This is a genomic window from Cyclobacterium salsum (assembly GCF_010119245.1).
Lineage (GTDB): Bacteria > Bacteroidota > Bacteroidia > Cytophagales > Cyclobacteriaceae > Cyclobacterium > Cyclobacterium salsum.
Genome location: NZ_WNKG01000017.1, coordinates 1 through 18,572, shown reverse-complemented (window position 1 = coordinate 18,572; position 18,572 = coordinate 1). Strand labels below are relative to the sequence as shown.

The 18,572-nt window shown below is 44.8% G+C and carries 22 protein-coding genes; 5 read left to right on the top strand and 17 right to left on the bottom strand.

What is annotated here, in order from left to right; translation table 11 throughout:
• Positions 1-131 precede the first annotated feature (131 nt).
• The 3 genes from GJS45_RS22090 (at position 132) to GJS45_RS22080 (ending at position 4,727) form a co-directional block, all read left to right on the top strand.
• A complete protein-coding gene (locus GJS45_RS22090) occupies positions 132-887 on the top strand; it encodes a DUF547 domain-containing protein (protein ID WP_162344066.1) in 756 nt (251 codons plus the stop codon).
• A gap of 286 nt (positions 888-1,173) precedes the next feature.
• Positions 1,174-3,555 (top strand): TonB-dependent receptor, encoded by a 2,382-nt coding sequence (locus tag GJS45_RS22085; protein WP_162344065.1) that lies wholly within the window; start codon positions 1,174-1,176, stop codon positions 3,553-3,555.
• On the top strand, positions 3,555-4,727 hold the full coding sequence (locus tag GJS45_RS22080; RefSeq protein ID WP_162344064.1) for a PepSY-associated TM helix domain-containing protein: 1,173 nt from the start codon (positions 3,555-3,557) through the stop codon (positions 4,725-4,727). Before GJS45_RS22085 ends, GJS45_RS22080 begins: the two co-directional genes overlap by 1 nt.
• 83 nt (positions 4,728-4,810) lie before the next feature.
• On the opposite strand, the gene GJS45_RS22075 is transcribed toward GJS45_RS22080, so the two are convergent.
• The 13 genes from GJS45_RS22075 to GJS45_RS22015 all read right to left on the bottom strand — a co-directional run bounded on the left by GJS45_RS22075 (position 4,811) and on the right by GJS45_RS22015 (position 12,994).
• The gene (locus GJS45_RS22075) at positions 4,811-5,668 is read right to left on the bottom strand and encodes an AraC family transcriptional regulator (protein WP_162344063.1); all 858 of its coding nucleotides are present in this window, start codon (positions 5,666-5,668) and stop codon (positions 4,811-4,813) included.
• A gap of 9 nt (positions 5,669-5,677) precedes the next feature.
• A complete protein-coding gene (locus GJS45_RS22070) occupies positions 5,678-6,241 on the bottom strand; it encodes a hypothetical protein (protein ID WP_162344062.1) in 564 nt (187 codons plus the stop codon).
• Positions 6,242-6,255: 14 nt separating this feature from the next.
• On the bottom strand, positions 6,256-6,771 hold the full coding sequence (locus tag GJS45_RS22065; protein WP_162344061.1) for a DinB family protein: 516 nt from the start codon (positions 6,769-6,771) through the stop codon (positions 6,256-6,258).
• Between the two features lie 4 nt (positions 6,772-6,775).
• Positions 6,776-7,282: a DUF4833 domain-containing protein gene (locus GJS45_RS22060; protein ID WP_162344060.1), complete on the bottom strand. Its 507-nt coding sequence runs from the start codon at positions 7,280-7,282 to the stop codon at positions 6,776-6,778.
• A gap of 71 nt (positions 7,283-7,353) precedes the next feature.
• On the bottom strand, positions 7,354-8,385 hold the full coding sequence (locus tag GJS45_RS22055; RefSeq protein WP_162344059.1) for an ATP-grasp domain-containing protein: 1,032 nt from the start codon (positions 8,383-8,385) through the stop codon (positions 7,354-7,356).
• Positions 8,386-8,393: 8 nt separating this feature from the next.
• Positions 8,394-9,506 carry a BamA/TamA family outer membrane protein gene (locus GJS45_RS22050; protein ID WP_162344058.1) on the bottom strand — a complete coding sequence of 371 codons (1,113 nt, stop codon included), beginning with the start codon at positions 9,504-9,506 and terminating at the stop codon, positions 8,394-8,396.
• 8 nt (positions 9,507-9,514) lie between these two features.
• The gene (locus GJS45_RS22045) at positions 9,515-9,655 is read right to left on the bottom strand and encodes a hypothetical protein (protein WP_162344057.1); all 141 of its coding nucleotides are present in this window, start codon (positions 9,653-9,655) and stop codon (positions 9,515-9,517) included.
• 15 nt (positions 9,656-9,670) lie between these two features.
• Positions 9,671-10,210, bottom strand: a complete 540-nt coding sequence (locus tag GJS45_RS22040; RefSeq protein ID WP_162344056.1) for a YceI family protein — start codon at positions 10,208-10,210, stop codon at positions 9,671-9,673.
• Between the two features lie 113 nt (positions 10,211-10,323).
• A complete protein-coding gene (locus GJS45_RS22035; RefSeq protein ID WP_162344055.1) occupies positions 10,324-11,031 on the bottom strand; it encodes a hypothetical protein in 708 nt (235 codons plus the stop codon).
• A gap of 3 nt (positions 11,032-11,034) precedes the next feature.
• Positions 11,035-11,196, bottom strand: coding sequence for a hypothetical protein (locus tag GJS45_RS22030; RefSeq protein ID WP_162344046.1), 162 nt, complete (start codon positions 11,194-11,196; stop codon positions 11,035-11,037).
• Between the two features lie 19 nt (positions 11,197-11,215).
• Positions 11,216-11,959: a flavodoxin family protein gene (locus GJS45_RS22025; RefSeq protein WP_162344054.1), complete on the bottom strand. Its 744-nt coding sequence runs from the start codon at positions 11,957-11,959 to the stop codon at positions 11,216-11,218.
• A 167-nt stretch (positions 11,960-12,126) separates the two neighbouring features.
• Positions 12,127-12,399: a hypothetical protein gene (locus GJS45_RS22020; protein ID WP_162344053.1), complete on the bottom strand. Its 273-nt coding sequence runs from the start codon at positions 12,397-12,399 to the stop codon at positions 12,127-12,129.
• Positions 12,400-12,409: 10 nt separating this feature from the next.
• On the bottom strand, positions 12,410-12,994 hold the full coding sequence (locus GJS45_RS22015) for a sigma-70 family RNA polymerase sigma factor (RefSeq protein ID WP_162344125.1): 585 nt from the start codon (positions 12,992-12,994) through the stop codon (positions 12,410-12,412).
• A gap of 269 nt (positions 12,995-13,263) precedes the next feature.
• Here GJS45_RS22015 and GJS45_RS22010 point away from each other — a divergent pair, with 269 nt between their 5' ends.
• Positions 13,264-14,025: an SDR family NAD(P)-dependent oxidoreductase gene (locus GJS45_RS22010; RefSeq protein ID WP_162344052.1), complete on the top strand. Its 762-nt coding sequence runs from the start codon at positions 13,264-13,266 to the stop codon at positions 14,023-14,025.
• Here GJS45_RS22010 and GJS45_RS22005 read toward each other — a convergent pair.
• From GJS45_RS22005 to GJS45_RS21990, 4 genes are all read right to left on the bottom strand, one after another.
• Positions 14,015-14,791 (bottom strand): alpha/beta fold hydrolase, encoded by a 777-nt coding sequence (locus tag GJS45_RS22005; protein WP_162344051.1) that lies wholly within the window; start codon positions 14,789-14,791, stop codon positions 14,015-14,017. The two genes, GJS45_RS22010 and GJS45_RS22005, sit on opposite strands and share 11 nt — an antisense overlap.
• Entirely contained in the window at positions 14,784-15,938 is a 1,155-nt protein-coding gene (locus GJS45_RS22000) for a cellulase family glycosylhydrolase (RefSeq protein WP_162344050.1), read from the bottom strand. Before GJS45_RS22000 ends, GJS45_RS22005 begins: the two co-directional genes overlap by 8 nt.
• 372 nt (positions 15,939-16,310) lie before the next feature.
• Entirely contained in the window at positions 16,311-16,511 is a 201-nt protein-coding gene (locus tag GJS45_RS21995; RefSeq protein ID WP_162344049.1) for a hypothetical protein, read from the bottom strand.
• Between the two features lie 59 nt (positions 16,512-16,570).
• Positions 16,571-16,867 carry a hypothetical protein gene (locus GJS45_RS21990; RefSeq protein ID WP_162344048.1) on the bottom strand — a complete coding sequence of 99 codons (297 nt, stop codon included), beginning with the start codon at positions 16,865-16,867 and terminating at the stop codon, positions 16,571-16,573.
• A gap of 803 nt (positions 16,868-17,670) precedes the next feature.
• On the opposite strand from GJS45_RS21990, the gene GJS45_RS21985 reads away from it, so the two are divergent.
• Complete coding sequence (locus tag GJS45_RS21985) at positions 17,671-18,270, top strand: Uma2 family endonuclease (RefSeq protein WP_162344047.1); 600 nt, start codon at positions 17,671-17,673, stop codon at positions 18,268-18,270.
• The last annotated feature ends 302 nt before the right edge of the window (positions 18,271-18,572 follow it).

Below are 18,572 nucleotides of genomic sequence, written 5' to 3'. Positions count from 1 at the left end.
TGAGCCTACATTTACCTATAAAAGTACAGCTTCCATCTGGAATCATTAGTTACAATTGGAGCAGAATTTCTGTGAAAGCAATTGAAAGGCATTAACAAGCTACAGAGTCACGACAAAACACAAAAACCTCCATGAAAATCCTTATCCTGTTTGTTCTTTTTCTGTTTAACGTATCTTGTGGGAATTCCTCATTGGGCGGGAGTGATACCGAGCTGCCGTCTCATGACATTTTTGATTCCCTGCTCTCGCGACATGTAGACAAGGAGGGGTTAGTGGATTACGAGGGTTTTATCGCTGATAAAGAGGAGTTTGAGAATTACCTGCAATTGCTAAGTCAAAATCCGCCCGATAGAAATACCTGGTCCAGAGAGGAGCAACTGGCCTATTGGATCAATGCCTACAACGCCTTTACCATTAAGTTGATCATTGATCACTATCCGGTAGAAAGCATCCGGGATATCGGGCCATTATTGGATATTCCCCTGGTGAATACTGTCTGGCACCTGGAGTTTTTTGAAATTGGCGGGCAACCGGCCAGTCTGGATGAAATAGAGCACAAGATTCTCCGAAAAGAGTTCGACGAGCCCCGCATTCATTTTGCCATTAACTGCGCTTCGGTTTCTTGTCCCAAGCTATTGAATCGTGCTTTTAGGGCAGAAAAGATGGAAGCCCAGTTGGAAAAGGTTAGCAGGGAATTTATCAACGATCCCAGCCGGAATGAACTGGGTACTGATAGGGCTGGAATTTCCAGTATCTTCTCCTGGTTTGAAGCCGATTTTACAAAAAATGGCAGTTTAATTGATTTCTTAAATCAGTACGCTGAAACACCGCTTGAGCCTGGTAGCAAAATTAGTTACTTGGATTACGATTGGAGTTTGAACGAATGAGTCAAGTATAAACCAAATCAAGACTTTTTGTTTTTTGTAGCGTCAGCCCCGGGTTTATAGGGTGAATTTTTAGGTGGATTTTTCGACATTTCCCGGATTGCCAGGGGGTGGAATTTTTAAAAGTTGTTGTCCCTTATCATCATTTCCAGAGAGGCTTCTTTCTGCGAAACAGGGATTGGGGACTCTATATGGTAATTTTCAATTTTTATTTAAATTAATTCCAAATAGTTTTGTTTAGATTTAGTCTAATTAATAGCTTTGTCAAATCATTCAATTAGTAACCATTATGAAGCTTAAATCCATTAGTCTGATTCTTTTTACCCTGGGGTTCGGATTTGCCGCCTGGGCACAAGATGCCCGTATTAAAGGCACCGTCACCTCCGCCGATGAGTTACCGCTGGAGTTTGTCAATGTGGGCATTCAAGGCTTATCTAAAGGTGCCACTACGGATCGTTTTGGAACCTATGAAATAAAAAACATACCTCCGGGCACCTATGAAATTTTTGCTTCGCTGGTGGGAGCAGAAAGGCAGACAAAAACCATCCAATTGCAGCCCGGACAAATGGTGGAGTTATCGTTTCGCCTCCAGGAATCTTCCACGCAACTAGCGGAAGTGGTGGTTTCGGATCAATTTTCAAACCGCTTTTATGAGGACAGTGCTTTTACGGTGGCCAAACTGCCTTTAAAAGATCTTGAAAACCCACAGGTATATCAATCCATCAGTTCTAAACTGCTAAAGGAGCAAGTGGTGACCAATATGAACGATGCCATGAAAAATGCCACGGGCGTGACCCGGCTTTGGGAATCGACCGGTAGGGGTGGCGATGGAGCCGAATATTATTCCATGAGAGGTTTTTCCGTCCAACCTACCATGGTTAATGGGTTACCCAGTGTCAATAACGGCGCGCTGGACCCGGCAAATATAGAAAGCATTGACGTTATCAAAGGCCCTTCGGGTACGCTGTTCGGTAGTTCTCTGATTTCGTATGGGGGATTGATCAATGTTTCCACCAAAAGGCCCATGAATATTTTGAAAGGGGAACTTGGATTCATTACAGGAAGTTTTGGTCTGAATCGGGTCACCGGGGACATTAACCTGCCGCTTTCGGATCAGGCGTTTATGAGAGTCAACACCGCCTACCAATCACAGAATACGTTTCAGGATGCAGGCAACCGAAAATCCTTTTACATTGCGCCTTCTTTTAAATTGAAAGCCAGCGATCGGTTAACCTTTCTGATCAACACCGAATTTTTGGATTCCGAGGCAGCCAATGCGCCGATGATCTTTCTAAATCGAAATGCGCCGTTGAGCTTTAATAGTATAGAATTGTTTGAAGATAATTATTTCCGTTCGTTTACCAGTAACGAATTGACCATGCGAAACAGTACCTTCGCTATACAGGCACAGGGCTTGTACAAAATTTCAGACTCCTGGACTTCCCAAACCGCTCTTTCCAGAAGTTCCACCAAGTCCGCCGGGTACTATCACTACCTCTGGGATCAGTCCAACGGCGATGAATTTGTTCGATTTATTTCCAACCGCAACGGACAAACGCTCACCACGGACATCCAGCAAAACTTTATCGGTGAGTTCTCTCTCGGCGAATTCGAAAACAAAATGGTAATCGGACTGGATTTTTATGAATCGGGTTTGTCTGACGGGAGTTCCGGATGGCTCGCCAACGGTACCGTATCGCTACAGGAAGGTACCGATACGGGAGACTTGACCCGAGCGGGTGTGGATGATATTTTAAAAGGTACGTTTGTAGGAAATTCCATGGCCAAAACCCAGGTGATAAGTGCCTACGTATCGGATGTGATCGCCTTTACACCGAAATTATCTGCCATGGCTAGTTTACGGGTCGACCGTTTCAGTGATCAGTCTGAAAATCTTTCAGAAGAGGAACGGAACGAACAGGTAGCCTTGTCGCCCAAATTTGGCCTGGTCTACCAGCCGGTAAAAGACAAAGTCTCCATTTTTGGTAACTACATGAATGGATTTGTAAACGTGGCTCCTCGTCAGGTAAGCAATGCTGACGGGTCCAATCCCAGAGTAGAATCCTTCTCCCCCGAACAGGCTAACCAATGGGAACTCGGGGTAAAGTCTAGCCTGTACAAAGATAAATTGGCGGCTACCCTGAGTTATTATTCCATCGGCATCGATAACCGCATCATGGCAGATCCGGCTAACATTAACAACTTCATCCAGGGTGGAAGCGTGGAAAGCAAAGGACTGGAATTTAGTCTGGTAGCAAACCCAATCAATGGCCTGAATATCGTTGCCGGTTACTCCAAAAACACCTCGGAGGTGACCGGGGATAATCCGGAAAACGGTTACCTGGGCATGCGTCCGGAAGAAGCCGGTCCGGATCGCCTGATCAATTTCTGGGCAAGTTACACGGCTCCTCAGGGACCCCTTAAAGGCGTTGGTCTCGGATTTGGAGGAAACGCAGCCAGCGAGCACCTTACCTTAAACAGAAGCACCACGGGTACTTTCGCCCTACCGGCGTATGAAGTGTTTAATGCTTCGCTTTCCTACTCAGGACCGCAATACCTGTTGGCACTAAAGGTTAATAACCTGACAGATGAATTGTATTACTCCGGATGGTCTACCGTCACCCCGCAGAATACACGAAACATAAGTCTGGCATTAAATTACCGATTCTAATGCGTTTGAAGAACTACATCAGAAAAATGCACCTCTGGCTCGGATTATCTTCCGGGCTGGTGGTATTTATCGTCGCCGTTACGGGCTGTTTGTATGCCTTCCAATCGGAAATACAAGACTTGCTCCAGCCTTACCGGTATGTGACCCCACAGGAAACGGCGGTCCTTCCGCCAAGTAAAATATGGGAAGCAGCAGACGAAGCCCTACCGGACAAACACCTGCATGCGGTGCTCTACCCCAAGGCGGAGCGGGCAGCCATGGCGATCTATTACAGCTTTGAAGAACATTATTATTATTTCGTCTATGTCAATCCCTACACGGGAATGGTGCAAAAGGTAAAGGATGAATACGCTGATTTTTTCAGGATTATTCTGGATGGTCATTTTTACCTTTGGCTTCCTCCGGAAATCGGGCAGCCGGTAGTAGCTAGTTTTACCCTTATTTTTTTGGTGATGGTAGTATCCGGCCTGGTACTTTGGTGGCCCAAAAAGAAGGTTAATCTGAAACAGGCCCTTAAAATCCGCTGGAATGCGCGATGGAGACGAAGAAACTTCGATCTACACCGGGTTCTTGGGTTTTATGTGATGGTATTTGCCTTGATCTTTGCGCTGACGGGATTAGTATGGGGTTTTTCCTGGTTTCGGGATGCGGTTTTTTACACGACTACCGGAGGAAAATCCTTTATCGAGTACTACACCCCGCTTTCTGATTCCATCCAGGTATCGGAAGCTAACACCCCAGCCATAGACCAGGTTTGGGCCAAAATGAACCGTCTTTACCCCGATGCTGATTGGATTGAAGTACATCCTGCCGAAAACGAACACGGAGCCATCGCGGCCAATGCCAATCCGGATGCGGATACCTACTGGAAAATGGATTACCGCTATTTCGATCAATACAGCCTGGAAGAAATCACAGTAGACCATGTTTGGGGCCGATTTCCGGAGGCTGGCTTTGGGGAAAAACTAAACCGGATGAACTACGATATTCATGTAGGAGCGATTGCGGGTTTACCGGGTAAATTCCTTGCCTTTTGCCTGAGTGCCCTGATTGCATCGCTGCCAATTACCGGATGTATGATTTGGTGGGGGAGAAGGAAAAAACCCGGCAAGGCTGGAAAAGAAACGAAGGTCCTTAACCGAAAGCAAAGCAAAACGCTGGTGGAAGCCTAGTAGTTCTGCTTCAAGCGATCGTTTATTCGGATACCATCCAAAAGCTACCGATGATGGTTAGGAGTTAGTAAGATAGCATCTCCTTATTTGAAAACATAGGTGGAAAATCGCTCCCGAAACTCTCTGGGAGGAAGATCGGTTTGCCTTTTAAAGAAGCGATTGAACTGAGAAGGGTCCTCAAAACCCAAGTCCCAGCCGATTTCTTTAGAGGGTTTATCGGTATAGAGCAGCAGCCGTTTGGCTTCTAATGCTACTCGATCGTGGATTATTTCCAGCGGACTTTTCTCCCCCTGCAAGGCAAAGATATTGGCGATGGTTTTGGGTGATCGGTGCATTAGGTCGGCATAGTCAGCTACTTGCCGGTACTTTTTGAAATGTTCTTCTACCAAGACATTAAACTGCCGTATCAATTCCAGTTCCTTTTCCGGTAATTTTCGGTTGAGGAGTTGCTTGCGTGCCAGGCGGGATACACGGATAATGAACCGTTTCAAAAGTAAGCGAAGCATTTCCTCCTGATTTTGGTCCCGTGTATCGAATTCTTCCTGCAGGACACTCGCAAGGGTACGTAGCCTTCCGTTTTCTGCATCATCCAATTTGACCACGGGGGTGTAGTTAGAGCCAAAAAAGAGGAATCCATTGCAGGAAACTTCGGAATCATGGGTGTGAATGCAGTAAAACCCACGGTTAAAAGCCAATAATAGCACCTCAGGATGCGGATGCTCATGGAGTACGTCTATTTTTTGAAGGTAGGTGCAACTTAGCAAATGGTTGGGTTCTAAGCGTACCTCCTGATGATCAACCCGTAGCTTTAGCGTCTCTGCTCCGTAATTCCAAAAAAACTTAAGATGGTTTACTGTTTCCGTAAGCGCCTGCTCGAAATCATTTCCATCGGCCAGATGGAAACTCCATTCAACGGTTGCTATTTCAAAGGTTTTGTGCATGGCTTCTCCTTAAAAACCGAATCCTACGGTCAATCCAATTCTCAGATCAGTTTCAAAATTTTCATTGAGTTCATGAGTGGCACCGGCGGGACGGGTAGACTCGGTAGACCAAAGAGGAAGGCCATAACCTAAAAAAGCGGATAGTGCTAATCTCTTATAATTGTATCGATATCCGGCGTTCAATCCTGAAAATACGGCCTGGTATTCATGTTGTATGCTGCTGCCACTTACTGTATTTTCCTCGCCCCAGCGGTACTTGGAATAGACACCGGCAAAAAGACCTTCGGCCAGGTTATCTTCAGCAAAAAAATAATACCGGTATTCCAAAGCCAGGGAATTGACTTGTTGGTCTTTATCATCCGATAATTGATTGAGGCGGTGTTCCAATCCCAGCCACAGCCCATTTTTTCTAAAACTGTGTTCATAGCTCAGTACCAGGTTTTCGGCCGGTAGTCCCAGCGCATTGATTCCGATCCTGTTTTTATAGGATGGAGCCTCTTGAGCAAAAGAAGAAAACCCGTTTAGATGAACCAGAACCAGGGATAAAAATAGAAGAGTAGCGTTACGTTTCATTAGAAAGAGATGGTTTAGGATGACTCCGGACTGCTTTGCATTCGGAATTTAATAGTAGAGGGGGCTACCCCAAAATGGGCATCGATGAGATCGGACAATCCCTGTTCAAAAAGCCCTATTTTTATTAAGGCCTGATGGTGGATACTATGTTCCAGGCAGTAAGCCAACTCCCGCTGAAAGGAGGAAGGGATGGTACAGGTTTGTTCTGTGGACACCGCATAGGAAGCAACCAGGTAAACCGGTCCTACCATTTTCTCTGATTCCAGCCAATGGATCATTTGACGAATTATCTTTGCGGCTTCTGCAGGTTTTTTTTCCAGGAGCATGGCCCGCCTTCGTTTGTCGTAATTAACCGCTCCTCCATCCCTGTAGGCCTGCGACAAGCAGGTATAGAATTCAAGGATGTGCCGAATGTGTTGACCGATAGAGGCCCCGGACAAGTAAGAGGAGGGAAATTGGTATTGTTCTGCATTCAACTTATCTAGTAGCGAAGCGATGCTTTTAAGATTTTCCTGACAATCAAGTTGCATGGATTTAGGGGTTAAAGGTTTCTTTCACACGGGTATTGGCCAATTCATGAGATCCCACGACAGATACTTCCGTGATATTGGGTTTCCAAAACGACCCCCCATCAATTTCCAGGTAAATATGTCTGATTTTCATCATGCGATCATTAATTTTGGCGAATACTCCATAGTTGCCGAAAAGGTCTTTTTTTAAGGTGAATATTTTTTTGTCGTAAGAAACAAATTGGAAGGTTACCTGGTCGCTTCTATGAGAAAGAATATCGATTCCGTAACCAAATTTCTTTTTGATCCAGTTTACCGGGATCAATTCGCCCGTTTTTTCATTGTCCAGCCATTTCAGGCTTATTGGAACTTCTTTTGCAGGCTTGCCATTTTTATCCAAATGCAGAAAATAAACAATCTGATCTTCATTCAGACTGCGTTCTATCGTAAACAAAACTTGCTGATCTTGCGCCGAAACCTGTGTTAGAAACAGCACTCCAATTAGGATTAAAAGGCCCCCAAACCGACTCATGATGATAATATTTTTCTGATTCGTGCTAATAGACGTAAAGCGTATGGAAACCTGACAAAAAAATAAATATATTATTTCTGGTTTTTCCATTCTTTAAAATGCCTCCAGGCGGCACCAAACGAGGCGGGTTTGAATCCCCTTTCTTTATTTTCCATACTGATCGCATAAATGACTTTCCAGTGATGTAATAAGGTTCGGACTCCCTTCCAGAATTTCGCATTTGGATCATAAATATGGGCGGGCTCGGCATTGACACCGTTTACTTCCAGTATTTTGATGCCCCAACCCTTCTTAAAATCCTCTTCGGAGGCTGCCTTGAGGTCAAACCTGCCATAGTAGAAGTTTGGGATATGGTAACTTAAGGCATCAAAAAAATAGATCAGATCCTCATTGCAGAGGTGATTACCATCCATGAATTTTGTTCCACGGTTGTGGTTGCCAATGGGCTCTAATAGTTTTTCGATTCCGCCAGGTAAAATTTCGTCCGGGTTTATCCCTTCTTGGGCCAGCAATTTAGTAGCGATTAGTCGGGCTCTTGGCTTTTGTAGTATAAGTTCCTTAACGGTAGAATAGCCATCACCTCTAATAGTCAGAAATGATTTTACCACCAGGGAGGGAATCGTGCCAGTGCTTTGGCCCGGTATCCGATAATAAAAAACACCAGCCTCAAAGGGGCTGTCGATATACTCCTGTATCAAAAAGTCAACCCGGGTTTGGTGCAGGTATTTTTTGAGTTGTTTATAGCTATGTAGCAGCGATACACCTACGCCGCGCTCTCCCCGGTCCGGTTTGGCAATCAGCGGGAAGTTCAGATTCAAACTTGAAAGACGGATGAGAACTTCTTGAAGCTGGGTGTTTGGTTTAAGGTACAGCGTTCGTGGCTTAAAAGCCGAAGGGATTTTTTTGAGTTGTTTGTTTTTGCTGCAATTATACAAACCTCCCATTTCCATTTCGGGATTGGCCATGGAAAAGAAAAAGAAGTTCCTGGCTTTTAGCGAAAGGAGCAGGTAGTAAAGAAAGACCGGAAAATAAATGATCCAGGTCGGCCAATATTCCCAGTGGAATAGCTTGGTGTAGAGGGTGGAGCGGTTTCTTCTGCGCATGACTGACATTAAAAGGACTCGGCAAAATAAATATAAAACCCGGTTGAGTCCGGAGTAACGCTGTAATCAAAGCGAACATTGGTGCGGTCCTTTTTGCTGACGCGTACCCGGATTCCGGCCCCTGTCGCCAGGTGGATATGTTGGACCAATTCGGTTCGTATATCCGGATAGACCCTTCCCATCGACCCGAAGACTACAAATCCAAACCTACCTTTGACATGCTGACGAAATTCCGACTGCAATATCATGAGGTGCTTATCCCGAAACCGACCCTGGTAGTAACCCCTATGCAAAAAGGCCCCCCCAAGGGTAGGCAATGCCCGGAATGGAACCGTTCCCATCGAAAACTGGGCGACAAATTGATTCGCCCAGGTAGCCTTTTCTCCCAATTTCCAATAGTCCCGAATATCCAGGGTAGCCAACCCAAAGTAGATGGGATTTTCATTGGCTTTCCCCATCCCAAACACGGGTGTAAATTCTAAGAAACTTCCATCTGAAGGTGACAGGATGTGATCTCTTTTGTCCCACATAAAGGAGGGGCCCAGGCTCAGGTAGGAATAGCCCTTTTCCCCATTTTCGAGAGCAATGTCATTAAAAATGACTTCGTTTTCAGGAAATTCCGGCGTAAGCCACTGTCCCTGCAGGGAGATACCCATATAGGTATCATTTTCCAGTTTACTGTAGCTTTTGCTGCTTAATGTAAAGGCAGAAAACTCATAAAGTGCCCGATGGGCTTCCTGGGTGTCATTCCCTATTCCATAATAGTATTCCGGAAATTTTCGATAGTCGAGGCTACCGTTTAGAAAATACCGGTCATCAGCCGTATATATTTGCCAGGGAATGGTCAATAGATACTGCCGGTTTTGGGTGTAGGTGGCAAAAAGGCGGATATTGGATTTCCTCCGGCTGCCTTCTGAATAGTAGCTGTAAAAGGCGAATGCTTCAAATGCAATGCGTGTTTCCGGGGTGTAATAAGCCAGGGGCAGGGCCTTGAAAATGGTGCTGTCGTTTTCGTCTTCCTGGGCCAGGGCCAACTGCGTGCTCACCATCAACAGAAAAACCGTGATGATAAAGGAAAGATGTTTCGGTATGTTTACTGCTGGGTGCAAGTCGTTGGTCAAATTTTCTTTTAGTTATACCTGATCAGTGCGCTTTCCAGGGATACGCCCGGACCGAAGGCAGCGGCATAAATCATTTTCGTGTTCCCATTTATAATGCCTGGATCTTTTAGAATCCGATCCAATACAAATAGTATGGTGACCGAAGACATATTCCCATATTAAGGTCAGTTTTCGACATATAGATCTAAATACACATCATCAGACATGGTCCAACTGCTGCCGCCAACCCCAAAATCCCGGCGATCCAATTCACCTGAAATGGTGAAAGCAATCTTGCCTCCGGATTCAGAAATGGTTACATCCAATTCAATAGGTAGTGTTTTTCCTTTGATGGTTAAATCCCCTTTTACTTTTAGTTGATTGGAGCCCGGACTGCTTACCTCTGTAGACTGAAAGGTGATGGTCGGATATTTTTCTACATGAAAAAACTCCTCTTGTCTCAGGTGGTTGTCTCGTTTGTTGATGCCGGTATTGATGGAATTTACTTGTATTTTTGCTGAAAAGCGACTGCTTGAAGGCTGATTTTTGTTATAATCGACTTCGGTCGTAAAGGAATCGAACACCCCTTCTACATTTATTCCCAGGTTCCGAATATTAAATTTGATAGACGATTCTTCCTGAGTTCCTTCCCATTTAGCATGGGTATCTCCGGGTTGAGGATTGATAATCCAGAACCAAAGTACTACTAAGAACGATAGTTTCATATGATTATAATTTGCTTTTTAAAGGCCATATGGAATCTCGCATGATTGATAGTCATCTCTCTATATGACGTTCTGGTCATGCTCGATTTCATGTTAAGTAGGTTTGAAAGGTGTTAGTTAAAAGGGTTGTAAGAGACTGCCAGAAAAACGAGTACAGGCTTGTACCTGAAGCGATCGTTGGCGTTGGTAAGTTCCTGGCTGGTGGTGTATTCGGTAAAGGTCATGTCCATCCCCCCTCTTAACCAGGTTTTTTCAGACAGGGCATAGGCGATGTAAAATTCCGATTTGAGCTGACCCAAATCGTTGTCTCCGCCTAGCAGCAAGTTAAAGGAAGATGGGCTTGATTCGAGTGTTTGGGGATACTGCCCGGTGTTTTCGGAAGAGATAAACCTGGAGTCATCTGTGCTCCCAAATCCCACTCCGATCACATCAATATTAAAACCTAGTTTGAATTTGGAGCTGAATTGATACTGTAAGGTTATCAGCGCACTTAGGCCCATGGAATGTGGACTATTTACCAGCAGGGTGTCAATGGTGGCATCATCCCCTGTAAGGTCGGCAGGAGCTGTGATGTAGTTTAGCTCGCTTCCGGTAAAACCGGAGAAACGGATACCGTATCCCATGCGAAATTTATTGGAGGAGAACAAACCATAGCTGGTATTCCAGGAAAGTGCATAGGAGAAGCTGCTGCTTTCGCCCATTCCCAAGGCCAGGTCAATGTTGGATTCTTTTTTTGGCAGGGCCGTATCTTGTGCCTGCGCACAGGTGACTGCTAGAAAAAACGCAGTGAGGAACAGATAGAATTTCATTAAATTTTTCATAGCTTATTTATCAAAGTTTTTGTGTTGATCTTCTTTAAAAAAGATAAATGCAATGGCTAGAAAGCCAATTCCGGTTAATGCAGGTGGAATCATAAAATTCCCGATACCCATCACGATGAGTGCGATAGCAAGAAGGGTTAAGACAATGGCGACTAGTTTTTTCATGGTTTTCATGGTTTTTAATTTATCTATATTCAGGGTTGGGGTGGTCTTTACTTTTTCGATCATCCCAGGCGGTTCGTTGATTTCCGTATGCAGGGATGCCATTTGTTTTTAGTAGCTGCGCCTGGTGCATCAGGTTCCAGGTCATAAAGGTGGTATTGCGGTTGGTAAAGTCGTTTTCAGGTCCGCCGGATCCCTTATCCAGGTAAGAGGGCCCGGGCCCGGCCTCGCCGATCCATCCGGCATCTGCTTGTGGAGGAATGGAATAACCCAGATGTTGCAGGGCATATAGGACACTCATGGCGCAATGCTTCACGCCGTCCTCGTTACCAGTCACCAGGCAGCCTCCAACTTTCCCGTAATAGGCATATTGGCCCTCTTTGTTCAATTCCCCGGAAAACCCATAGAGGCGTTCGATTGCTAAAGAGGCCACGGAGGATTTTTCTCCCAGCCAAATGGGCGTTCCCAATACCAGGATATCGGCTTCCATGATTTTTTTCTGAATGGGAGGCCAATCATCCACCTCCCAGCCCTTGGTGGTCATGTCTGGATAGACCCCAAAAGCGATCCGGTGATCCACCGGCCGGATTATCTCTGTCCGAATTCCATTGGCTTCCATGATAGCCTGACTCATTCGAATCAACCCTTCGGTATGGGATTGCTCCGGAGATTTTTTTAAGGTGCAGTTGAGAAAAATGGCACTTAACCTTGAAAAATCATAGGGGCTGTCCTGATTAAGTTGTTGTTGAAAGGTATTCAGTTTCATGTTTGATTGATTCAAGGCATCATCCTGAAACTGAGAAAAATTTTAAAAGGGGGACCGTCAAAAAGGCAACGGTCTGTTCGCTAAATTTCCATCAGCCAGGATAATTGTTCGTTATCTTAATTGCTGATAGAGTAGTCGGAAAGCCAGGTGTTTCCTGACAAAAAATTTTAATCTTCTTTTATTTTTTCAATAATCCGTTCTTTCGTCTCAGGAGGCAGTAGGTCTCCGGTAGCTCCTTCCGTGTTGATCCATTTGGAAAGGGCTCGCTCAATCGTTTTACTTTGGTGCCGGTAAAGATTGCAAACCACACACATCTTTACATGAATATACAGCCGGCACTTCTCTTTAAAAGTAAGGGGAAAGACGGATTTTTTTTCAATAAGACAAGTAGCTTCCTTACAGGAAAGAAGCATAATGGTCATGATTTTTTCTAAATTCATATTAGTTGGATCAGTTAGCGCCAAACCAATTTACTTCCAGGCATTTTTTCAGCAGCAATTTGGCCCGGTGTAATACCTGCCAATAATTAGTCTTACTGATTTCCAGTTCCTGACAGATTTCCAGGGTTTCTTTATCAAAAATATATTTGGAGATCACGGCCAGCCGCCAGCGTGGAGGGAGATCTTCCATGCAAACGTTCATTACATCGTTAAAGGCAGGGTCATCCAATAAGTGCGTATCGTTAGACCAGGCCTCTTCCAAACCATTGGCTTTCCAGTTGCCATTGGCATTAAAAAGTGTTTCCGTAAACTGAAACGCCTGATCGTCCAAATGAAGGGTTTTTTTGGCGGCCTTCCGGTAGTGGTCGATGATTTTATGATTTAGGATTTTGAGAAGCCAGGTTTTGGGACTGCTTTTTTCCTGAAATCCCTCAAAATTCTTTACAGCGGCTAGAAAGACCTCTTGCACCAGGTCTTCAGCAACTTCCCGATTACCGGTTTTATGATAGGCCCAACTGAATAGATAGTCTCCGTGGTCTTTAACCCACTCACTGACGGTGGCCTGCCTGGATGCCTGTTTGGATTGGTTTTTCATGGACACACCTGGGGTGAATTGATTGATTGATAAGTTCTTAAAGAAAAATAAAAATTTCCACTTATCAAGTTTTTTCACCTTTTAATTCGTCTTTTTTGCCGAATAAACAGGAGTCTACCTAAACAAAAACGTGTAGGAAATGCGGTAAAAATCAGATCTATAGCTCAATAAACAGGATATATGAAAAATTGAGAAAAAAAATGAGTAGGTTCCGGACATTTGGCAGTACTTTCTTATTTTAGCCTCACGATAACCGAAAAAGTACTTGAATGGAGAGTAAAAAACGATACGCCGATCGGGTAGCCGTAATCACAGGGGCTGCCGATGGCATTGGCAAGGCAATCGCCCAACGCATGGCCGCTGAAGGAGCCAGCATTGCACTGTGGGATATCAAGGAGGAGAAATTAAAAGCCCTGGAAAGCGAATGGCAGGCAAAAGGGATACGGGTAAAAGCCACGATCGTCGATATTTCGGATGAAGAGGCGGTGGAACGGGCCTTCCGAAAGACGATTGAAGACTTTGGCAGATTAGACATACTGGTCAATTCTGCCGGTATCGTGGGTCCTACGCAAACAAAAATCACCGATTATCCCACCGCAGCCTTTGATGAAATTTATCAGGTAAACTTAAGAGGTTCCTTTCTAACCAGTAAATACGCCTTGACCTGGATGGAAAAGGGTGGAAAAGGACGGATTCTTCTGATTGCTTCCATTGCCGGGAAAGAAGGTAATCCCAATATGGTCGGGTATTCGGCTACCAAAGCCGGGGTCATTGGTTTGGTCAAGGCGCTAGGTAAGGAATATGCCGCTACAGGTATTACCGTCAATGGCCTGGCACCGGCCGTCATTCGTACGCCGATGAATGCCGATACGGCACCGGAGCAATTGGAATACATGGCCTCCAAAATTCCGATGCAACGGCTGGGTACCGTGGAAGAAGTTGCCGCCATGGCTTGTTGGATCTGTTCGGACGAAGCCAGCTTTACCACTGGTTTTATCTATGATTTATCCGGAGGCAGGGCTACTTATTGACAGAAAGGGGTTGCAGAAAATTTTTTAGAATGGTTTGGGATTCGTTTTGTTTTTCAAACATGCCCATGTGACCGCAATTTTCCAGGATATTGAAATCCGTCACCGCCTGCTCGTGTTTCAGGCTGGCATCTAGTGGAACCGCCGGGTCTTTGTCCCCGCAGATCATTAATTTCGGACCGGAAAATTTCTTTAAGGTGTCCAGGTGTTCGTTTCGGTCTCGCATGGCCCGGGTGAAGCCAATAAGGCTTTCTTTCGGATGGAGCAGCCCCCTGGAAACCAGGTTTTCGATGGCTAGCCCACAGGCCTCTCGGTTTTCTGCCGCAAACAGGGGAGGCACAAAGGAACGAATAAATGGCGCTACCCCATGCTTTTCCACAAAGGCAACCGTCTGGTCTCTAGTTTCTTTTTTCGTGGGCGTGTCGGCAAAGGCTGCGGAATGAAACAAGGCAATGGCCGATAGCGAAAGGTCCGGCAAAGCAGCCATTTCCAATACCAGGTAGCCTCCCAGCGAATGGCCTAGCAGGCAAGCGTTTGGAATTCCTTGGTTTACCAACCATTGCCCCTGCGTTTGAGCAACAGATTGCAGGGTAAAGCCTTCTTCCGGCGCTTTACTTTCCCCAAAACCGGGTAGATCCGGACACCAGACTTCATAGCGGTCTGCCAGCGGCTTTGCAAAATCGGTCCACATTTCTTTGGTTTCGCCAAATCCTGGGAGCAATACCAGCGGTAGTCCTTTTCCGTATTTCAAATAGGCGATTTCAGGCATATTTCATTAACAAGTTTAGCAGTTTGCAATCTAGTTTTTCTCCATACCAATCTTCGTATACCACATCCTCCCTGCCAGAGTTTAATACCCCAAAAGTACCCGAAAACTCCCAAAGGCCAAAACCTATCCCATGGGCATGTTGTATGTCCAGTATGTCTTCAAACCAGGATAAAAACACCTCGTGGGGCGTTTTATTATAGCAACCCAATTCCCCACAATGCACGCCTACCCCTTGTTCCAGCAACGATATCCAGGGGGCATAGTGTTTCTCCAAATCCTCCCGGCTGTAGTATTTTTCATTGTTCATGCCGGGCCAAACCGGATCTTTCAGGCCATCCGGATCCTTGAATACCCAGGAGGCCTTGTGGTGGGAAATGTGCATGGGAAAATAACCCCGGCAACTCTGGTGCAGGTCCAGGTCCGCCAGTTCGGGTACTGCCATGCTCCCACCCCCGTTACCATCGGCAATGACGAGTCGATTTTTTTTGACGGATTTGATGGTATCCAGGGCTGCCTGAGCCACCTTTCGGTATTCTGCCACCGGAACGGGTCCTCCGGGAGAGTGTTGATCGTTTGGATTTTCCCGTTTAAAGGGCTCATTGACCAGGTCAAAACTTAGCTTTTTGGAAGAGATATTTTTATACCGTTTTGCCCACATTTCCCAATGGGCACAGAAAGCATCCAGTGCTTCGGCTTCTTCCCAGAGGTTGTAGGGTTCCTGAAAACCCGCATTGATGCAGAAGCCCGGTGCTCGGTGAAGGTTCAGGCTGACATGCAAATTTTGCGCATGGCATTGGTCGATCAGCGTATCAATTTCTTCCAGCCTCCGTTCATCGAATTGCATCACCTCTTCGGGAGTGATGGGCTTGCTGCGGTCAAAATCCAGGTAGCTGGGATAGGAAATCGGAATGCGGACAAAATCAAAACCCCAGTCGGCCATCCATTTGAAATACTCGTCTTTGCTTTTGCGTCCCTTATCCGGATCCGGATTAAAAAAATCCAGCAAATTAAAACCCCGCCATCGGGGCAATTGGTTTTGACCCTTAGTTGAAGCAGGGCTGCTTTGGGGCATGGATATTCCCAACCCTACTGTTAGCAAGCTGGACTTTTTGAGAAAATCTCTTCTGGAATTGGAATGGAATGACATGGGTTTAACAGGTTATTTGGTTTGTATTCGGCCTTGAATCACCAGTGGCCAAAGTAAAAAATAATTGCCAAAAAACCAGTGATCCTTTTTAATGGACATCCAATTTTCATGAATTTCCACCATGGAAAAATTTTACCACATAGCACACATAGAGCACATAGTTTATTGCGGCAAAACCTGGAATTTGCTGAGGGGTCATGATTCTGAGGGAAGCCCTCTATGTGAACTATGTCACTATGTGGTTAAAAAAATACCATGAAGATTCAGGGTATTATAGTAACCTGGGCTTGGGTAAATGCTGTAACTATAAGAAACGTAAGTAATAGGTAAAATGTTTTCGTAACGATTTTAGGGCTATTCAACAAACAATATTCAATTAACTTCAAAATCTAAAAGAACTTGTACCTTGAAATTTTCAAATTTTGGAGTTTCAAACTTATGCTCAAATTCCACAATATACTCTCCTTTAGGCAATGGCAAATTCTTTGGATAGCTCAGCCCTCCCCAGGAAACTTCGGTTTTTTCCAAATCTCCTAACCAAGTAACCTTAATGACAACCCTCTCTCCAGGCATAAGGGTTCGGCCCAGGTCTAAATCAAAACCGATTAATTTTGGATCATATACCGAACCTACTAAGGATTAACAGGTTTTCTAAAAATCTGAAATACAGGATATAGGGGTATAGGTCCACCATTAGTGCCTTCCCATGAAACAACCTTGTTTCCAGAATTTACTATTTGGTAATCAAATATTATATCTTCCCCTTCTCCAAATGAAATAGTAGGATTATCTGAAATATCAAGAAGTTGGAATTGCGCCTCAAGAGGAGGCAAAGACATATCTTCAACACAACCTGTTTCAATTAGAATAGCATGAATCATAATTAAAAAAGCTATCCACTTTCTTTTAAAAACTACTAATTTCTTCATATTAATCGAATTTTAATCGCTACTCCACCCAGGTTAAAAAGAAAGGATTAAAAACACTACTAAACATACAGGTTTTATTTTTAATTTCCTAATCCATTCCCCTTTTTCCTTTAAGACGAAAAAGGACTGCCAAACGCTACAGGAATGAGATGGCCTGGGACCAAAGCTGTTATTCATTTACGGCAATGGCGTGTTCAGTACGAAGATAAATAAACCACATAGCGCACATAGGGCACATAGTTTTTTTCAGCAAAACCTGGTATTTGCTGAAGGGTCCTAATTCTGATGGAATCCCTCTATGTGAACTATGTAACTATGTGGTTTTAAAAACACTGTAGATTCATTGAAGGGATGTCCATTATCTATAAATTTCCAGCACCCGAACTGGTTGAGTTTACAAATTCATCCCAGGTGTTTGATTGGGTACGTTAATGAGGCATTTGTAGTGCCGGAAACCAAGGACCAAGCTTAAAAAAATCGTTTTTTAAAATACACATGATTAGCCATTACAAATGGCTTGTTGGCGGGTCTTTTCTGTTTATGATTCCGAAAATAGTTGGGTGAAGTAGCATACTTCACCCAGTACTCGTAAGTTATTGGGTTTGGAAAACCTGGATTACGGAAGTGTTAAATAAGAGTCATTTGCGAAAAAATCCCTCCCGACTCTGGTCGGGACAGGCTCTGCACCCCCTTAAAAGGGGGAATTGTGTACGTTCGAATAGGTGGTTATCGAGAGTTTGCAATTTTGGTGGATTTGCCCAAATCTTGTTATCTTTAATAACCATTTTCGGATTGCGCAAAATATGGAAAAGCCTCAAGATAAAGTTAAAGAACCGTTTTCCGCCTATGGAAGCTATTCCTATGCGGATTATCTTACCTGGCAGCTGGAGGAGATGGTGGAGCTGATCAGGGGAAAAGTATTCCGGCAGGCAGCTGCTCCTCGTAGAATCCACGAGGAGCTTACGGTAGCTTTGGTTACGAGAATTCACGGATTTTTAAAAGGAGGAAGCTGTAAGGTGTATACCGCCCCCTTTGATGTGCGCCTTCCGGTTTCTTCCAGAAAGCATACGGACATCGATACTGTCGTACAGCCGGACCTATGCGTGGTATGCGACCCGGAGAAGCTGGATGAGCTGGGCTGTGTGGGTGCTCCGGACCTGATCGTGGAAATCCTGTCGCCGGGAAATAATAAGAAAGAGCTGCAATTGAAATATGACGTGTACGAAGCCTCTGGTGTAAAGGAATATTGGGTGGTGCATCCCGATGAACGTACCTTGCTGATCTATACCCTGGAAGCCGGAAAATACCGACCCTCCCGGTTATTTACGCTGGGAGACGAAGTAAAGTCTCAGGTTCTTTCAGGTTTTGTACTGGATCTGGATGAGGTGTTTGGGGAGTTGTAGAAGCAGGTTTTCAGCATTGCCATTTTGATATTTGATAGCCTTGAAAAAACTATTAACCTCTATTTAGTTTTCATTTGCCTATGATCCCTCAATTCCTGATATTTCTCAGAAGGGTGCGGGAGGATTGCGGGGGTAAGGATTTTTGTTTTGGTTTCCTGCCTGCAATGGCACTCACAGCGGCGATTTAGGTTTACCTTATTGTTCTTCGTGACTTTTTTTTTGTCACAGAGAACTCAAAGAACCACAGAGGTATTATGTTTGAAAAGTGAAGCATAAGCTAAGATTCGTAACTTAAAGGAATA